Source organism: Sorangium sp. So ce281 (genome assembly GCF_051527395.1).
In the GTDB taxonomy this organism is placed as follows: Bacteria; Myxococcota_A; Polyangia; order Polyangiales; family Polyangiaceae; genus Sorangium; species Sorangium cellulosum_B.
Genome location: NZ_CP150322.1, coordinates 10510820 through 10524459 on the forward strand (window position 1 = coordinate 10510820; position 13640 = coordinate 10524459).

The following is a 13640-nucleotide window of genomic DNA, read 5'->3' on the forward strand; positions in this document are numbered from 1 at the left end:
ATCGGACGGCGGGCGCGAGCGGAATACGGCCGCGCGCGACGCCGAAAGTCAGCGGTAATCGTCCTTCGCGCGACGCACGGCGGCGAACACGTCGGACGGCGTGGCGCCCGGGAAGCGCGCCCTCAAACTCGGCTCACCACAGCGCAGGAACGGGTTCGTCGCGAGCTCGTCGGCCATCGTGCTCCCGACCGTGGGCTCGCCGCGCTCCCGTGCCGCACGGGCGGCAGCGAGCTTCTTGCGGACAGCCTCGTTCTCGGGCTCGACCGTCTCGGCGAAACGGAGGTTGTTCACGGTGTACTCATGACCGCAGAAGACGCGCGTCTGCGCCGGAAGCGCGGCGAGCTTGGAGAGCGAGGCGTGCATCACCTCCGGCGTCCCCTCGAACATGCGGCCACATCCGGCGATAAAGAGCGTGTCTCCGGTGAACACAACGTCCTCGACGCAATACGAGACGGCGCCGAGCGTGTGGCCGGGGACGTGCAACGGCTGGAGCGTGAGGCCGGCGACCTGGACCGGCGTGCCCTCCTCGACCCGCTCCGTCTGCGCGGGAACGCGCCCGACGTCGCTCGAGTGCGCATAGACCGGGAGGTCGCCGTAACGCTCGCGGAGCGCCTCGTTGCCGCCGACGTGATCGTGGTGGTGGTGCGTGTTGACGATGGCGACCAGACTGAGCTTCTCGCGCTCGAGCGCCGCGATGATCGGCTGGGCCTCCGAGGGATCGATGACGATCGCCTCGCGCCGCCCGTCCGCGGCCACGAGGTACGCGTAATTGTCGCTGAGGCAGGGCACGGGGAGGATGCGCATGAGGCGTCGACTATAGCGGCGCTCCCGGCGAGAGCCGGGGAAAAGGAGCGCGCGGCGCGCGTGGATCGCGCATGAGCTCGAGAAAGTTTGAGAATTTTGCGACCGAGCCGGCAAGTAGTCCCGAGCGGGACGGCGGGCGGCCTGGCGGAGATCCGCGCGGTGACGCGGGCGCGATGGTGTGGCAGAGGGGCCGGCATGACGTCCGCCGAGCCCTCCGTCCGTTACCGCATCGGCGTCGATGAGAACGGGCTGGGCCCGCGGCTCGGTCCGATGGTGGTGACGGCGGTCCTTGCGCGCGTCACGGAGGCGGGCTGGCAGGTCGCCGGCCGCGCCCCTCGCGGCGCCCTCGCCCAGCGGCTCGGCGACTCGAAGCAGCTCGTGGCGCACGGGGATGTCTCGCTCGGCGAGGCCTGGGCTCGCGCGCTGGTCGCGCGCGGCTGCGGCCGCGCGGGGACGGCCAGCGGCGCGTCGTCGGTGGACGAGCTGCTCCACGCCGTCGCGCTCGACGATCGCCCCGCGCTCCGCGCGCTCTGCCCGGGCCACGTCGAGGAGCAGTGCTGGTCGGCGGAGGGCGAGGCGTTCACCGCATCCGACGCGCTGCTCGGCGCGATCGGCAAGGACCTCGACAAGCTCTCGGAGAAGGGGGTCGAGGTCGTCGCCGTGCGCTCGGTGCTGCTCTGCGCGAAGCGGATGAACGACGGGGCGCGCGCCGGGAAGAACAGGTTCGTGCTCGATCTCCACGCGATGGAGCGCCTCGTCCTGGAGCTCCGCGGCCTCGCCGGCGCGGAGGTCTTCGCGGTGTGCGGCAAGGTCGGTGGCTTCGGCAAGTACGGCTCCGTGTTCGGCCCGCTCGCGGGGAGGATGCACGCCGTGCTCGAGGAGGGCCGCGCCCGCAGCGCCTACCGCTTCCCCGGCCTCGGCGAGATCGCGTTCGTCCGCGACAGCGACGCCTCGGATCTGTGCGTCGCGATGGCGTCGATGGTGGGCAAGTACGTCCGCGAGGCGCTCATGGAGCGGGTCGCGCGCCACTACCAGCGCGCGGTCCCGGGCCTGCACGGGGCGAGCGGCTACTACGATCCGGTCACGTCGGCGTTCATCGGAGCGACCCGCCTCGTCCGCCGCGCGCGCGAGATCCCCGCCGAGTGCTTCGAGCGGGGCGCCGGCGAGAGCGACGGCGAAAGCGACGCCTCACTCGAGAGCGGCGGCCCGTAGCGCCGGGGCCGGCGCCGCGCGGGCCGCGCTCGCCGGGCGAAACCAGCGGCGCCGCGGGGCGTAGGAGGGTTAGGTGCGCTACCCTCGACAGGCCAGGTGGATGATGAAACGGCTCCGCGCTGCTGGTCTTCTCTTCGCGCTCGTCCTGATTGCGTGCGCCGCCGTGTTCGCGTGCTTTCGCGCTGGCGATGCAGGGAAGGCGAGCAAGGTGATTTTGGGGTCCAAGGAGGCTGTGACGATGTCGGACAGAAGCTATCGCAAACCGTCGGATGAGGAGCTGCGCAAGCAGCTCACGCCGCTCGCATACGAGGTGACCCAGCGCGACGCGACCGAGCCGCCATTCCGCAACGCCTTCTGGGACAACCACGAGGCGGGCCTCTACGTGGATGTCGCGAGCGGCGAGCCGCTCTTCACGTCGCTCGACAAGTTCGACTCGGGCACCGGCTGGCCGAGCTTCACGCGCCCCGTCGAGCCGGAGCGCGTCGTGGAGCGCTCGGACAGGGGCCACGGGATGGTCCGAACGGAGGTGCGCTCCAAGGCAGGCAACTCGCACCTCGGGCACGTCTTCGAGGACGGGCCCGCGCCCGACGGGCTGCGCTATTGCATCAACTCCGCGTCCCTCCGGTTCATCCCGCTGGCTCGCCTCGAGGCGGAGGGTTACGGCGCCTATCGGGCGCTGTTCGAGGGCCGCGACGGCGCGCGTCGGGAGCAAGCGAGCGCGAACGCCTGCGCCGTGCCTGCGCCGGGGGAGGCGCCTGGGTGCCAGACGACGCTGGAGACGGCCGTCCTGGCGGGCGGCTGCTTCTGGGGGATGGAAGAGCTCCTCCGGCAGATCCCCGGTGTCCTCGAGACGGAGGTCGGTTATGCCGGCGGCCGGACGAAGGCGCCGACCTATGAAGACGTGAAGACCGGAGCGACGGGCCACGCCGAGTCGGTGCGCATCGTCTTCGATCCCGCGAAGCTGTCGTATGCCGAGCTGCTCGAGAAGTGGTTCTTCCGCATGCACGATCCGACGACGCAGAACCGCCAGGGCAACGACGTCGGGACGCAGTACCGCTCGGCGATCTTCGTCACGACGCCCGAGCAGCGCCGCATCGCCGAGGAGGTGAAGGCGCGCGTCGACAAGAGCGGCAAGTGGCGCGCCCCGCTCGTCACCGAGATCGTGGAGGCCGGGCCGTTCACGCGCGCCGAGGAGTACCACCAGAAGTACCTGGAGAAGTACCCCAGCGGGTACACGTGTCATTTCATGCGCGACTGATGAGGGCGGTGGCCCGCGCCGTCGACTCGATGGTTTCGTCGACGGCGCAGGCTGGTGATGCTCGAGAGTGGGCGGGTCAGCGATTGGCGATGTGGATGGCCGCGCCCATGGCGTGGGCGGCGGCTTCCATCAGCGACTCGCCGAGGGTCGGGTGGGGGTGGATCGTGAGCGAGAGATCCTCGAGGAAGGCCGCCATCTCGAGCGAGAGGGACGCCTCGCTGATCATGGTGCTGGCCTCCGGTCCGACGATGTGGACGCCGAGCACCTGCTTCGTCTTCTTGTCGGCGACGATCTTCACGAAGCCCTCGGTCTCGTTCATGGCCATGGCCTTGCCGAGCACCGAGAACGGGAACTTGCCGATGCTGACCTCGAGGCCCTTCGCCTTCGCCTCGGCCTCGGTGAGCCCCACCGTGGCGATCTCCGGATCGGTGAAGATCGCGCCCGGGATCGCGACCCAGTCCTTCTCGGCCTTGTGCCCCGCGATGACCTCGGCGGCGATCTCGCCCTCCTTCGTCGCCTTGTGCGCGAGCAGGGGCGGCCCGCTGACGTCGCCGATGGCGTAGATCGACGGCACGTTGGTGCGGCAGAACTTGTCCGTCGGGACGAACCCGCGCTGATCGACCGTCACGCCGACCTTCTCGAGGCCGAGCCCCTTGCTGCTCGGCCGCATGCCGACGGCGACGAGCACGGTGTCGACGACGATCGTCTGCTCCTTGCCGTCGGACTGGATCTTCACCCCGACCGAGCCGTCCTTCTGCTTCTCGTACCCGAGCGCCTTGGCGTTCTTGTGGATCGTGCCGCCGCGCTTCAGGATCTTGCGCTCGACGATCTTGGTGCAGTCGGGGTCGACGCCCGTGAGCAGCTCCGGCAGCGCCTCGACGACGATGAGCTCGGCGCCGAACGCCTGGTAGACCATGCCGAGCTCGAGGCCGATGACGCCGCCGCCGATCACCATCAGCCGCTTCGGGACGCGGCGCAGGCTGACCGCCTCCTTCGCGCCGATGATCGTGTCGCCGTCGAACTTGAACGTCGGGATCTCGATGGTCGTCGAGCCGGTCGCGATCACGATCGCCTTGCTCGCCTCGAACTGCTCCACCGAGCCGTCCGCCCGCGTCACGTCCACGCGCTTCGGCCCCACGACCGTGGCGGTGCCGTTCACCACGTCGGCGCCGTTGCCCTTGAGCAGCGACCCGACGCCGCCCGTGAGCTTCTTGACGATGCCTTCCTTCCAGTCCTGCATCTTGTTGGCGTCGAGCTCGACGCCGCTGACCTTGATGCCCATCGCGGCGCCGGCCTGCGACTTCTCGTAGAGGTGGGCGGCGGAGATCAACGCCTTGGAGGGGATACACCCCCAGTTGAGGCAGACGCCGCCGACGTTCTCCTTCTCGATGCAGAGCACCTTCTGCTTGAGCTGAGCGAGCCGGATGGCGCAGGGGTAACCGCCGGGGCCGGCTCCGATCACGATTGCGTCGTAGGTCTTCATCCTTGTCCTTTTGTGCGCTTCGAAGACTGGAACTAGGGGCGCCGGGGTTCATCAGGCAAGCCCCTCGCCGACAGCCCTGAGGCCGCGCCCGCGACCGCGAGCCGTCCCTGGGTGGCCCGGGGCTTACACGACCTCGCAGCGAGGGGAAATCCCTCCCCGAGGTCAGCGCCCGCCGCCGTGCGCCGGCGCTTTCGGGGAGCGCAGGAGCTCTGCGCGCTGGTCGCGCAGGTGCCAGGGCAGCTCCGCGTAGACGTCGTCGAACAGCGTCTCTCGGGCAGGCGGGCCCATCGCCTCGACCTCGGCGACGGCGGCGGCGATCTCGGCGTTGAGCTCCGCCTCGAGGGAGGACTCCGCGGCGTCGTCGAGGAGCCCGCGGCCGGCGAGGTGGCGCCCGAGGCGCAGCAGCGGGTCGCGCTGCGTCCAGCGATCGACCTCCTCCTGCGACCGGTAGCGGCTCGGGTCGTCGCTCGAGGAGTGCGCGCCGACGCGGTAGGTGAGCGCCTCGATGAAGCTGGGGCCGCCGCCGCTACGAGCCCGCGCGACCGCCTCGGAGACGGCGCGGTAGACGGCGACGACGTCGTTGCCGTCGACCCGCACCGACGGGACGCCGTAGGCGCGCCCCTTGATGGCGATGGTCCTCGAGGCCGTCTGCCGGTCCGTCGGCACGCTGATGGCCCAGTGGTTGTTCTGGCAGATCATGACGCACGGCGCCTTGACGACCGCCGCGAAGTTCATCGCGCTGTGGAAATCGGGCTCGCTCGTCGCGCCGTCGCCCATGAACCCCACGACCACGGTGCTGTCGCGCCGCAGCTTCGCGGCCCACGCGGCGCCGACCGCCTGCGGGAGCTGCGGGCCGATGCAGCTCGACCAGGACACCTGGTTCACCTGCCGCCCGCTCATGTGCGACGGCATCTGGCGCCCCTGGAGGAGGTCGCCCGAGTTGCCGAACACCTGGGCCACATAGGTGCGGAGCGGGAAGCCGCGCACCAGCATCATCACGCTCTCGCGCAGCGCGGGGAAGATCCAGTCCGCGGGCTCGACCGCGAGCGCCGTGGCGATCGGCGTCGCCTCCTGGCCGGTGCACGCGCCGTAGAAGCCGACCCGCCCCTGCCGCTGGAGCAGGAGCATGCGCGCGTCGAGCAGCCTGAGCCGCTTGATCTCGCGGTACGCGCGCAGCAGCAGCGCGTCGCTCAGGCAGGGGTCGGTCGCGGGATCCAGGGATCCGTCGTCCCGGAGGACGCTGAGCAAGCCCTCGTCGGCCCCCTCCCCCGGTCGGGACGTGGGCGCGTGAGGTGGAGGGGCGTCGGCGGCGGACCTCGCGGAGGCGCCGGGCGGCGTGGCTTCCAGCTCGCTCATGACCGGACCATACCGCGAAATGACCGCGCTCGCGGCCCCTTCGGCCCGCGGGGACGCCCCTGCCGCCCCCGCGGCGCGCCGGAGCGAAGCGGCTCACATCGCTCACGCCCGAGCTCAGCCGAGCAGGACGCGGAACATCCGCTTGCTGTCCGAGAGGTAGTAGTAAGCGGCGCGGTCCGCGTCGCCCATCAGATCGAGGATGGCGCGCTCCATCTGATCGGGGCTCAGCGTGTTGGACACTTCCCACGTGTCGGGCGTGACCTCGTCGCCCTGCCACGGTCCGGCGCAGAGCGCGACGAGGCGCGACCGGCTCGCCTCGTCGGCGATCGAGAAGGTGAGGATGTAGTCGTGGTTGACGAAGCCGCTATAGAGCTTGTTGTCACGCGGCATCGGATCCCTCCGGTGTCGTGGGCGCGATGCGCGGCGTCCTCAGCGCGGGCCGGGCGGCAGCGGGGCGGCCGCGTCCTCGTCGTCGTCCTGCTCGGGGCGGCGCGCGCCGAGCGTGAAGACGTGCAGCAGGACGAGGCTCGCGCCGAGGAACACCTCCGACTTGCTCACGAGCTCGGCGCGGCGATGGACGCGCTCGAGCTCCATGCCGAGCTCCCCCTCGCCGCGGCGGACGCCCTCGCGGTGGAGCGCCGCGATGCGGGGGGTGAGCGCCAGGCCGACGTATGCGGCGCACCCGGCCAGCACCATGGCGACGACCCGGCGCACGCGCGCCGCGCGGCCGGCGCCGTGGCGGTACGCGGCCCAGGTGCGCGCCACCTCCGCGCCGAGGAGGATCACCGCGGCGCCGAGCGCGAATTGATCGAAGCGCGCGAACGCCGCGCTCATCGCGTCGCCGGAGAAGGGGGCCGGGGCGAGCCGGAAGACGAACGGGGCAGCGCAGGCGCCCAGCGCCACGATGCCGCCGACCCAGGCCCCCGCGGCGAGCGCGGCCACGCTCGCGGCCACGCGATCGATGAGGGAGCGGCGCGACGCGGCGCGCTCTTCGGGGCTCGGGGCGAGGTCCGCCTCGCTGAACTGGGCTTCATCGTTCATGCATCCACCTCGGAAGCGATGGCGGCGAGCGCCTCCTCGACGGCCCCCTGATCGGCCTTGCGCTCGTCTCCCCGCATCGCCGCGATCGCGGCGCGGGCGGCCGAGAGGCGGGCGCGACCGGCGGCCGCGACGGCGAGCGTGCGCTTGTGGCGGTCCCACGCGCCGAGCTCGGTGAGGATGTCGCGGATGGCCCGCTCGTGGCCCATCCGCGCGAGCGCGACGCGCGCGTGCCAGCGCAGCGGATCGCGGCCGAAGCCGAGCCTGAGCCCGAACGCGCGCCGCTCCAGGGCGCTCCGGGAAGCGGCGAGGCCGAGCTCGCCGCAGAGCTCGATGGCCGCGGCCTCGTCCTCGCGATCGACCCCGTCGAGCTTTCCTCCCACGATCTCGGCGAGCACGGGGTGGCCCACCGGATCGCCGAAGCGCGCGGTGACGACCGCCGCCGCCGCCCGGACGAGCGGGGACGCGTGGCCGAGCAGCGCGCGGGCCCGCTCCATGCCCGACGGAGGCAGCTCGCCGGTGGACTCCCCCAGCTCCTCGAACATCCGCAGCGCGATGTGGCAGACGAGCGGGTCGTCGTCGTGGGTGGCCTGCATGACGGCCTCGATCGCGTCGGTCTGCTGGGCGCAGACGCGCGGGAACGCGATCACCGCCTGGAACCGCACCTCGGGCCGCTCGTCCGAGAGGGCGCGCCGGAGCCGGCCCGTGGCCCGCATGTCGCCGAGCTCACCGAGCGCCGTGATCGCCATCTGCCGGACGTAGGGATCCACGTCCTCGACGGCGAGGAGCAGGGCCGGGAGCGCCTCGACGGCCTTCGTGTCGGCGAGGGCGATGGCCGCCGCCGCGCGGACCGCCGCGTGCTCATCGACGCGGAGCGCGCCCTCGATCGCGCGCACGACCCGCTCCCGCGCCGTCGCGGCATACGGGACGAGGTCGTTCACGGCCTCCGCGCGCACGGCGGGCTTCCGCGAAGCGACGTCGCGCAGCGCAGCCTCGAGCGTCCTTTTCGCGGGGGCCGGTCCGAACACGCGGCCAACGCTAGCACGGTCGATGCGCAAAGCCGGACCGCACCGAGCGGCGCTCAGCCGCCGCCCGAGCCGCCAGCGCCACCCGAGCCGCCAGCGCCGCCCGAGCCGCCAGCGCCGCCCGAGCCACCTTCGCCGCCCGAGCCACCTTCGCCGCCCGAGCCACCTTCGCCGCCCGAGCCGCCGGCGCCTCCCGCGCCACCCGACCCTCCAGCGCCGCCGGCGCCTCCTGCGCCCGAGGCATCCGGCGTGTAGGGGGTCCACTCGTCCGGTTGCTCAGGAGCGGCGCTGCACACCCCAGGCTCGCTCTCGGCGCCGCCCGGCGGCTCGCTCGACGCAGACGGCGGGTTCGGCAGGCAAGCCCTCGAGCCGTCCGGCCTGGCGTCGACGATCGCGGCGTTGCGCTCGCCCGGCGCTATCCCCGCGGCCTCCTGGATGTTGCCCAGCGCGACGCACGAGTAGCCGCTGCGGCAGTCGTCGTCCTCATCGCAGGTGGCCATGCAGAACGTGCGCTCGAAGCGCGGCCAGCGGACGTTCTCGAGCTCGCTGCACGCCGGATCGATCACCGGGTTGAACGCGACACAGACGCTGCTCCCGGAGCAGCCGTCCGGCTCGCAGTTGAAGACCGTGCAGTAGCCGCCAGGCTGCGTCCCATCGCAGAGGAGCTGCTGCTCTGCCTGCAAGCAATCGAGCGACGAGGTGCACGGATCGCCGATCTGGGGACCACATCCTGCGAGCAGCGAGGATGCGCCAAGGACGACGAGCAGGAGGGCGGGCTCGGTGAGGCGGAGCATCGAGGAGGCCGCTTAGTACCGGCAGGGGCGCCCGCGCGCAAGCGCAGCCCCGCGACGCCCACGACACCGTGCCGGAACCGGCGCCCGCTTCCGCCCGAATTGACACCCTGCGGTCAGGCCTCTACAAACGAGCGGACCGGGGTGACCCCGGAGAACGAAGCGAAGGCCATGGCGACTTACATCACCGAAGACTGCATCAACTGCGGCGCCTGCGAGCCCGAATGCCCGAACGAAGCCATCAGCGAGGGCGACGAGATCTACGTGATCGATCCGGAGCTCTGCACCGAATGCGTCGGCTTCTATGATCACGAAGCGTGCCAGGCCGTATGCCCGGTCGAGTGCTGCCTGCCCAACCCGCAGATCGTGGAGACCGAGGAAGTCCTCATCGCGCGCGCCGTCAGGCTGCACCCCGACGATGGGGAGCTGAAGAAGCGGGCCGCCGCCAACGATTACCCCTCGCGCTTCCGCAAGTAGCGCGCCTCGTCGCGTCCCCTCGCGTCGCCACTTCGGCCGCGCTTTCCATGCCTCCGCCGGCACCGTCGGTTCAATGCGGCGCCCGGGTCACACCGTGATCCGGCGCTGGGCCGCCGTGGTTCTCGCGGGTGCCTGCGCGGGCTGCCATGGCAGCGGTCCGCTGCTCCACCCGGCCCACGTCCTCCGTCCGGGCGCCGTGCGCCTCGGCGGCGGCCTGTCGGGTGACATGGTCGTCGCCGGAGCGGCGGACGCAGGGGCGAGCGTTGCCGACCCGGCGACGGCGGAGGGCGCCGCGCGGCGAAAGCTCTCCGCGATCACCGTATCGCCGGGCGTCGCGCCCTGGGCCAGCGCCCGCGTCGGGATCGAGGGCGAGAACGAAGCGGGGCTGACGTACACGGGGCGAGCCATCCGGCTCGACGGGCGCCACGCGTTCCCGCTCGGCGACGCGGCCCTGTCGATCGGCCTCGGCGCCTCGGCGCTCTTCGCGGGCGGGCCGGGCCCCAGCGCCGAAGGGATCGACGTCCACGGCGCAGGGCTCGACGTCCCTCTCCTGCTCGGCTTCCGGTCGGACGCGGATCTCTACGCGCTCTGGTTCGGTCCCCGGCTCGGCTTCGAGCTCCTCGGCGGCCAGGTGCGGCTGCCCGCCGGAGCGGCGCTCCGAGGATCGCTCGTCGACGCGTCGGGCCAGCATCTCCAGCTCGGGTTCGTGCTGGGCATCCGCGCAGGCTTCCGCCATGTGCACGTCGCGCTCGAGGCCACCGCGACCTATCACCACGCGGAGGGCGAGATCGCCGGCGAGCCGGTCGCGATCGATCAGGGCACCGTCGCCCCGGGCGGCGGCCTCACGGTCACCTTCTGACGCGGCCGAAACCAACGCAGCCACGTTGCAACGTCGGCGAGCTCGACGCAGCGCGGCGTCGGAGCGTCCCCGGACGTAACGGGACGTAACGGGACGTAACGGGACGTAACGGAGCGTGACAGAGCGCGGCAAACCGGCGGCAAAGCGCGTCAAATCGTAATGAGCCGGATTCCCTGCCATTTTCGGTGGCGAGCGCAGGCGCTTGCCCGGCCGGAGGACCCGTTTTAGACTCGGATCTATGCGTCCCCACGGCGCCCTCGCCACCTCATGCCTGCTCGCCGGTGCGGCTCTCGTCGGCTGTTCGGCGCCTGTCGCGGGCGACGCGACGGAGATCAACGGGGTGGTCACCCAGGGGGTCGTGCGCGTCGAGCGCGCGATCAACCTGAGCCGGGACGCCGCCTTGACCGCCACCCCCGGTGAGCTCGACGAGGCCGCGCCGCCGAGCGCGGGCACCGAGGGGGCGGGGGCGGTCACGAACGTGCTGGCGAAGTTCATGCGGCTCTCGTCCGCGATGGATCCGGAGCTCGCCGAGGGGGCCGTCGGGAAGCCGTTCGTCCTCCCCTCCGCCGGCAGCTGCATGGTCCTCTCGCCCGCCGCCGACGACGAGGCGAGCAGCTTCAGCTCGCTCAGCCCCATCGAGCTCCTCGACGCGGGCGACGTGACGATGAAGACCGAGAGCACCGAGATGCCGCTCGCCGCCCGCGCGTTCCCGGACGTGGGCGCCCTGGTCTTCGGCGTGTTCTACACGTCGCGCGACGCGACCAGCGATCTGCCCGCGCCGGCGCGGTACGTGTTCGAGAGCTCCGGCTCGGGGCAGCTCGACCGGTTCGCGTTCGAGGCCGATGCCCCCGCGGGTCCCGAGGAGGTGCGCATCGGCGACGCCGAGCTGGCCGACGGCGTCGATCTCGACGCAGGGGTCGGCGCGCTCGTGCAGTGGCGCGCGGACGAGGGCAGCGAGGCCGGCCGGGCACGGGACATCATCTACGTCGACGTGACCTCGGCGCACGGCGCGACCGTGCGGTGCGCGTTCAAGGACACCGGGCGGGGCGTGATCCCGGGCTCCTTGCTGGATCCCTCGACGCTCGGGCCTCTGCCGGCCAACGCGACGCTCGCCGTGCACCGGACGCGGCAGGTGCCGTTCAACACCTCGGGGATCGACCTCGGCGAGGTGCGCTTCGACCTCTCCGTGAACGGCCGAGCGCGCATCGCCGCGCGCTGACGGCGCTCCGACCGACATCGGCGTGGCGTACGAGGATCTGCGACGTCGCGCGGCCGAACTCGCCGCGATCGGGCAGCGCGACAGCGGCACCGCGCTCCTCGCGGCGGCCGGAGATCACGCGGGCGCCTCCGAGCTGCTCGAGCGCGTCTGCGACTTCGCCGGCGCGGCCCGGGAGGCGCTGGCAGCCGGGGACCCGGCCCGCGCCGCGCTGATGGCCGCGCTCGGCGGCGACGAGGCGCTCGCGCGCGAGGCGCTCGAGCGGATCGCCGCCACGTCGCCCCGGGACGCCGCGCTGCGCGCCGCCGCCGACCTCGCAGCGCGCGGGTTCTCGCGCCACGCGGGCGCGCTGTTCGCGGCGCTCGGCGCTCACGCGGCGGCCGCGGAGGCGTTCACCGCGGCCCACGACGCGTGCCGCGCCGCCGAGAGCTTCGAGCTCGCCGGCCGCCCCGCCGACGGCGCGCGGGTGCTCGAGGCCGCGCTCCGCCGCCGCCCGGGCGACGCGGCGGCGTGGCTCGCGCTGGGCGAGCTGCTCGCGCGCCACGGCCGCACCGAGGCCGCCGTGCGGGCGCTGCAGCAGCTGCCGCTCGCCGCCGCCGAGCGGGCCCGCGCGCTGCCGCTGCTCGGCCGCTGCCTGAGCGAGCTCGGGCTCGAGGACGCCGCGCGGACCGTCCGCGAGGAGCTCGCCCGGCTCGATCCGTCAGGCCAGGAGGCGCTCTCGTCGCGAGGCGCCGCTCCCGGCAGCGCCGCCGCGGGACCTCCTCCTGCGGGCCCCGCGCCCGTCGGGCCGCTCCTCTTCGGGCGCTACGAGACCCTGCGCGAGGTCACGGCCACGCCCCACGCGCGCGTGGTGGAGGCGCGCGACCGGATCACGGCGGAGCGCGTCGCCGTGAAGATCTTCGCGGGCGCGGCGTTCGGAGCGGGCCGCGACGCGCTCCTCCGGTTCGAGCGCGAGGCGCGCGCCCTCGCCCAGCTCCGGCACCCGAACGTCGTCGCGCTCCGCGCGTACCACCCCGAAGGGCCGGCGATGGTGCTCGCCTGGATGACGGGCGGGTCCCTGATCGAGCGGCTCCGGGGGGATCCGGTCACGCCCGCGCGCGCCGTCGAGATCGCGGGCGCGCTCCTGTCCGCGCTCGGCGAGGCGCACCGCCTCGGCATCCTCCACCGCGACGTGAAGCCGAGCAACGTGCTCTTCGACGAGATCGGGACGGCTCACCTCGCGGATTTCGGCGCGGCGCACCTCGGGGATCTCTCCTCCACCGCCACGGCGGGCGCGATCGGGACGTTCGCGTACATGTCGCCCGAGCAGCGCATGGGCCGGCCGGCGACGCTGGCGAGCGATCTGTACGGCGTCGGCGCGGTGCTCGCCGAGCTGCTCACCGGAGAGCCGCCCGCCCCCGCCGTGCGCGGGCGGCTCGATCCCGCGCCGAGCGAGGTCCATCCGGACCTCACGGCGGCCCACGACGCGGCCGTGGCGGCGCTGCTCGCGGAGGACCCCGCAGCGCGGCCGGCCGACGCGTTCGAGGCGCGGCGCGCGATCACCGCGATGGCCTGGCCAGAGCGCCCGCGGCCGCGGCGGTCGCGGGCGAGCGGCCGGCCCCGATCGAGCGACGCGCCGCCCACGACGTCGGCCCGGCTCGCGGCGACCCTGGAGGTCGGCGACGGCCGGGACACGGAGGGGCGCTGGCACGACGCCTGGCTCGATCGCGACGTCCTCGTGCTGCAGCTCGACGACGCGACCCTCGCCCGGGCCCGTGCCTTCGCGCGCGCCGGCCACGCGGCCTTGACGTCCGTCCTCCGGGTCGATCTCGCCAGCGGCGAGGTCTGGGTGGCGCTGCCCCAGGGCCGCGCGCTCGCCGACGAGGCGCGCGCGCTGACCAGGGCCCAGCGCGCGCGCCTCGGCGAGGCCATCGCGGCGCTCCACGCGGCCGGAGGCGCGCACGGGTGCATCGACAGCCAGCACCTCTACGTCCACCACGGCGAGCTCACGCTGGCCTACCCGCGCGAGGCTCCCGGCGACGTGGAGGAGCTCGCGGCGCGGGATCTCGCGGCGCTCCAGGAGCTCGACAGGAACGCGCTGGACGAGCTCTAGATCGAGGAACCAGGGCGGAGGCGGCGCCA

Annotated in this window: 13 protein-coding genes; 6 read left to right on the forward strand and 7 right to left on the reverse strand. The window is 73.1% G+C overall.

Going from position 1 to position 13640, the window contains the following annotated elements; genetic code table 11:
• Positions 1 to 48: 48 nt before the first annotated feature.
• The gene (gene gloB, locus WMF27_RS40200; RefSeq protein ID WP_437763627.1) at positions 49 to 804 is read right to left on the reverse strand and encodes a hydroxyacylglutathione hydrolase; all 756 of its coding nucleotides are present in this window, start codon (positions 802 to 804) and stop codon (positions 49 to 51) included.
• 195 nt (positions 805 to 999) lie between these two features.
• On the opposite strand from gloB, the gene WMF27_RS40205 reads away from it, so the two are divergent.
• Positions 1000 to 2016, forward strand: a complete 1017-nt coding sequence (locus tag WMF27_RS40205; RefSeq protein ID WP_437763626.1) for a hypothetical protein — start codon at positions 1000 to 1002, stop codon at positions 2014 to 2016.
• 103 nt (positions 2017 to 2119) lie between these two features.
• Entirely contained in the window at positions 2120 to 3274 is a 1155-nt protein-coding gene (locus tag WMF27_RS40210) for a bifunctional methionine sulfoxide reductase B/A protein (RefSeq protein WP_437769950.1), read from the forward strand.
• 76 nt (positions 3275 to 3350) lie between these two features.
• Here WMF27_RS40210 and lpdA read toward each other — a convergent pair whose 3' ends face one another.
• From lpdA to WMF27_RS40240, 6 genes are all read right to left on the reverse strand, one after another.
• Positions 3351 to 4757 (reverse strand): dihydrolipoyl dehydrogenase, encoded by a 1407-nt coding sequence (gene lpdA / locus WMF27_RS40215; protein ID WP_437763625.1) that lies wholly within the window; start codon positions 4755 to 4757, stop codon positions 3351 to 3353.
• A 162-nt stretch (positions 4758 to 4919) separates the two neighbouring features.
• On the reverse strand, positions 4920 to 6113 hold the full coding sequence (locus WMF27_RS40220; protein ID WP_437763624.1) for a thiamine pyrophosphate-dependent dehydrogenase E1 component subunit alpha: 1194 nt from the start codon (positions 6111 to 6113) through the stop codon (positions 4920 to 4922).
• A gap of 114 nt (positions 6114 to 6227) precedes the next feature.
• The gene (locus WMF27_RS40225) at positions 6228 to 6503 is read right to left on the reverse strand and encodes a hypothetical protein (protein ID WP_437295821.1); all 276 of its coding nucleotides are present in this window, start codon (positions 6501 to 6503) and stop codon (positions 6228 to 6230) included.
• 39 nt (positions 6504 to 6542) lie between these two features.
• Positions 6543 to 7154 (reverse strand): DUF4149 domain-containing protein, encoded by a 612-nt coding sequence (locus tag WMF27_RS40230; protein ID WP_437763623.1) that lies wholly within the window; start codon positions 7152 to 7154, stop codon positions 6543 to 6545.
• The gene (locus tag WMF27_RS40235) at positions 7151 to 8179 is read right to left on the reverse strand and encodes a HEAT repeat domain-containing protein (protein WP_437763622.1); all 1029 of its coding nucleotides are present in this window, start codon (positions 8177 to 8179) and stop codon (positions 7151 to 7153) included. The genes WMF27_RS40230 and WMF27_RS40235 overlap by 4 nt, the downstream gene beginning before the upstream one ends.
• Positions 8180 to 8232: 53 nt before the next feature.
• Positions 8233 to 8970 carry a hypothetical protein gene (locus WMF27_RS40240; protein WP_437763621.1) on the reverse strand — a complete coding sequence of 246 codons (738 nt, stop codon included), beginning with the start codon at positions 8968 to 8970 and terminating at the stop codon, positions 8233 to 8235.
• A 168-nt stretch (positions 8971 to 9138) separates the two neighbouring features.
• Between WMF27_RS40240 and WMF27_RS40245 the strand changes: the two genes are divergently transcribed.
• From WMF27_RS40245 to WMF27_RS40260, 4 genes are all read left to right on the forward strand, one after another.
• Positions 9139 to 9444, forward strand: a complete 306-nt coding sequence (locus WMF27_RS40245; RefSeq protein ID WP_012240614.1) for a YfhL family 4Fe-4S dicluster ferredoxin — start codon at positions 9139 to 9141, stop codon at positions 9442 to 9444.
• A gap of 94 nt (positions 9445 to 9538) precedes the next feature.
• Positions 9539 to 10303 (forward strand): hypothetical protein, encoded by a 765-nt coding sequence (locus tag WMF27_RS40250; RefSeq protein WP_437763620.1) that lies wholly within the window; start codon positions 9539 to 9541, stop codon positions 10301 to 10303.
• A gap of 238 nt (positions 10304 to 10541) precedes the next feature.
• Positions 10542 to 11522 carry a hypothetical protein gene (locus WMF27_RS40255; protein ID WP_437763619.1) on the forward strand — a complete coding sequence of 327 codons (981 nt, stop codon included), beginning with the start codon at positions 10542 to 10544 and terminating at the stop codon, positions 11520 to 11522.
• Between the two features lie 22 nt (positions 11523 to 11544).
• The gene (locus WMF27_RS40260) at positions 11545 to 13611 is read left to right on the forward strand and encodes a protein kinase domain-containing protein (protein WP_437763618.1); all 2067 of its coding nucleotides are present in this window, start codon (positions 11545 to 11547) and stop codon (positions 13609 to 13611) included.
• Positions 13612 to 13640 lie beyond the last annotated feature (29 nt).

Bases quoted from the DNA above. Each gene is read 5' to 3' on its own strand.
- WMF27_RS40220 (WP_437763624.1), bottom strand. From the start codon at position 6,113: ATGAGCGAGCTGGAAGCCACGCCGCCCGGCGCCTCCGCGAGGTCCGCC.
- WMF27_RS40210 (WP_437769950.1), top strand. From the start codon at position 2,120: ATGAAACGGCTCCGCGCTGCTGGTCTTCTCTTCGCGCTCGTCCTGATT.
- gloB (WP_437763627.1), bottom strand. From the start codon at position 804: ATGCGCATCCTCCCCGTGCCCTGCCTCAGCGACAATTACGCGTACCTC.
- WMF27_RS40225 (WP_437295821.1), bottom strand. From the start codon at position 6,503: ATGCCGCGTGACAACAAGCTCTATAGCGGCTTCGTCAACCACGACTAC.
- lpdA (WP_437763625.1), bottom strand. From the start codon at position 4,757: ATGAAGACCTACGACGCAATCGTGATCGGAGCCGGCCCCGGCGGTTAC.
- WMF27_RS40245 (WP_012240614.1), top strand. From the start codon at position 9,139: ATGGCGACTTACATCACCGAAGACTGCATCAACTGCGGCGCCTGCGAG.
- WMF27_RS40205 (WP_437763626.1), top strand. From the start codon at position 1,000: ATGACGTCCGCCGAGCCCTCCGTCCGTTACCGCATCGGCGTCGATGAG.
- WMF27_RS40230 (WP_437763623.1), bottom strand. From the start codon at position 7,154: ATGAACGATGAAGCCCAGTTCAGCGAGGCGGACCTCGCCCCGAGCCCC.
- WMF27_RS40240 (WP_437763621.1), bottom strand. From the start codon at position 8,970: ATGCTCCGCCTCACCGAGCCCGCCCTCCTGCTCGTCGTCCTTGGCGCA.
- WMF27_RS40255 (WP_437763619.1), top strand. From the start codon at position 10,542: ATGCGTCCCCACGGCGCCCTCGCCACCTCATGCCTGCTCGCCGGTGCG.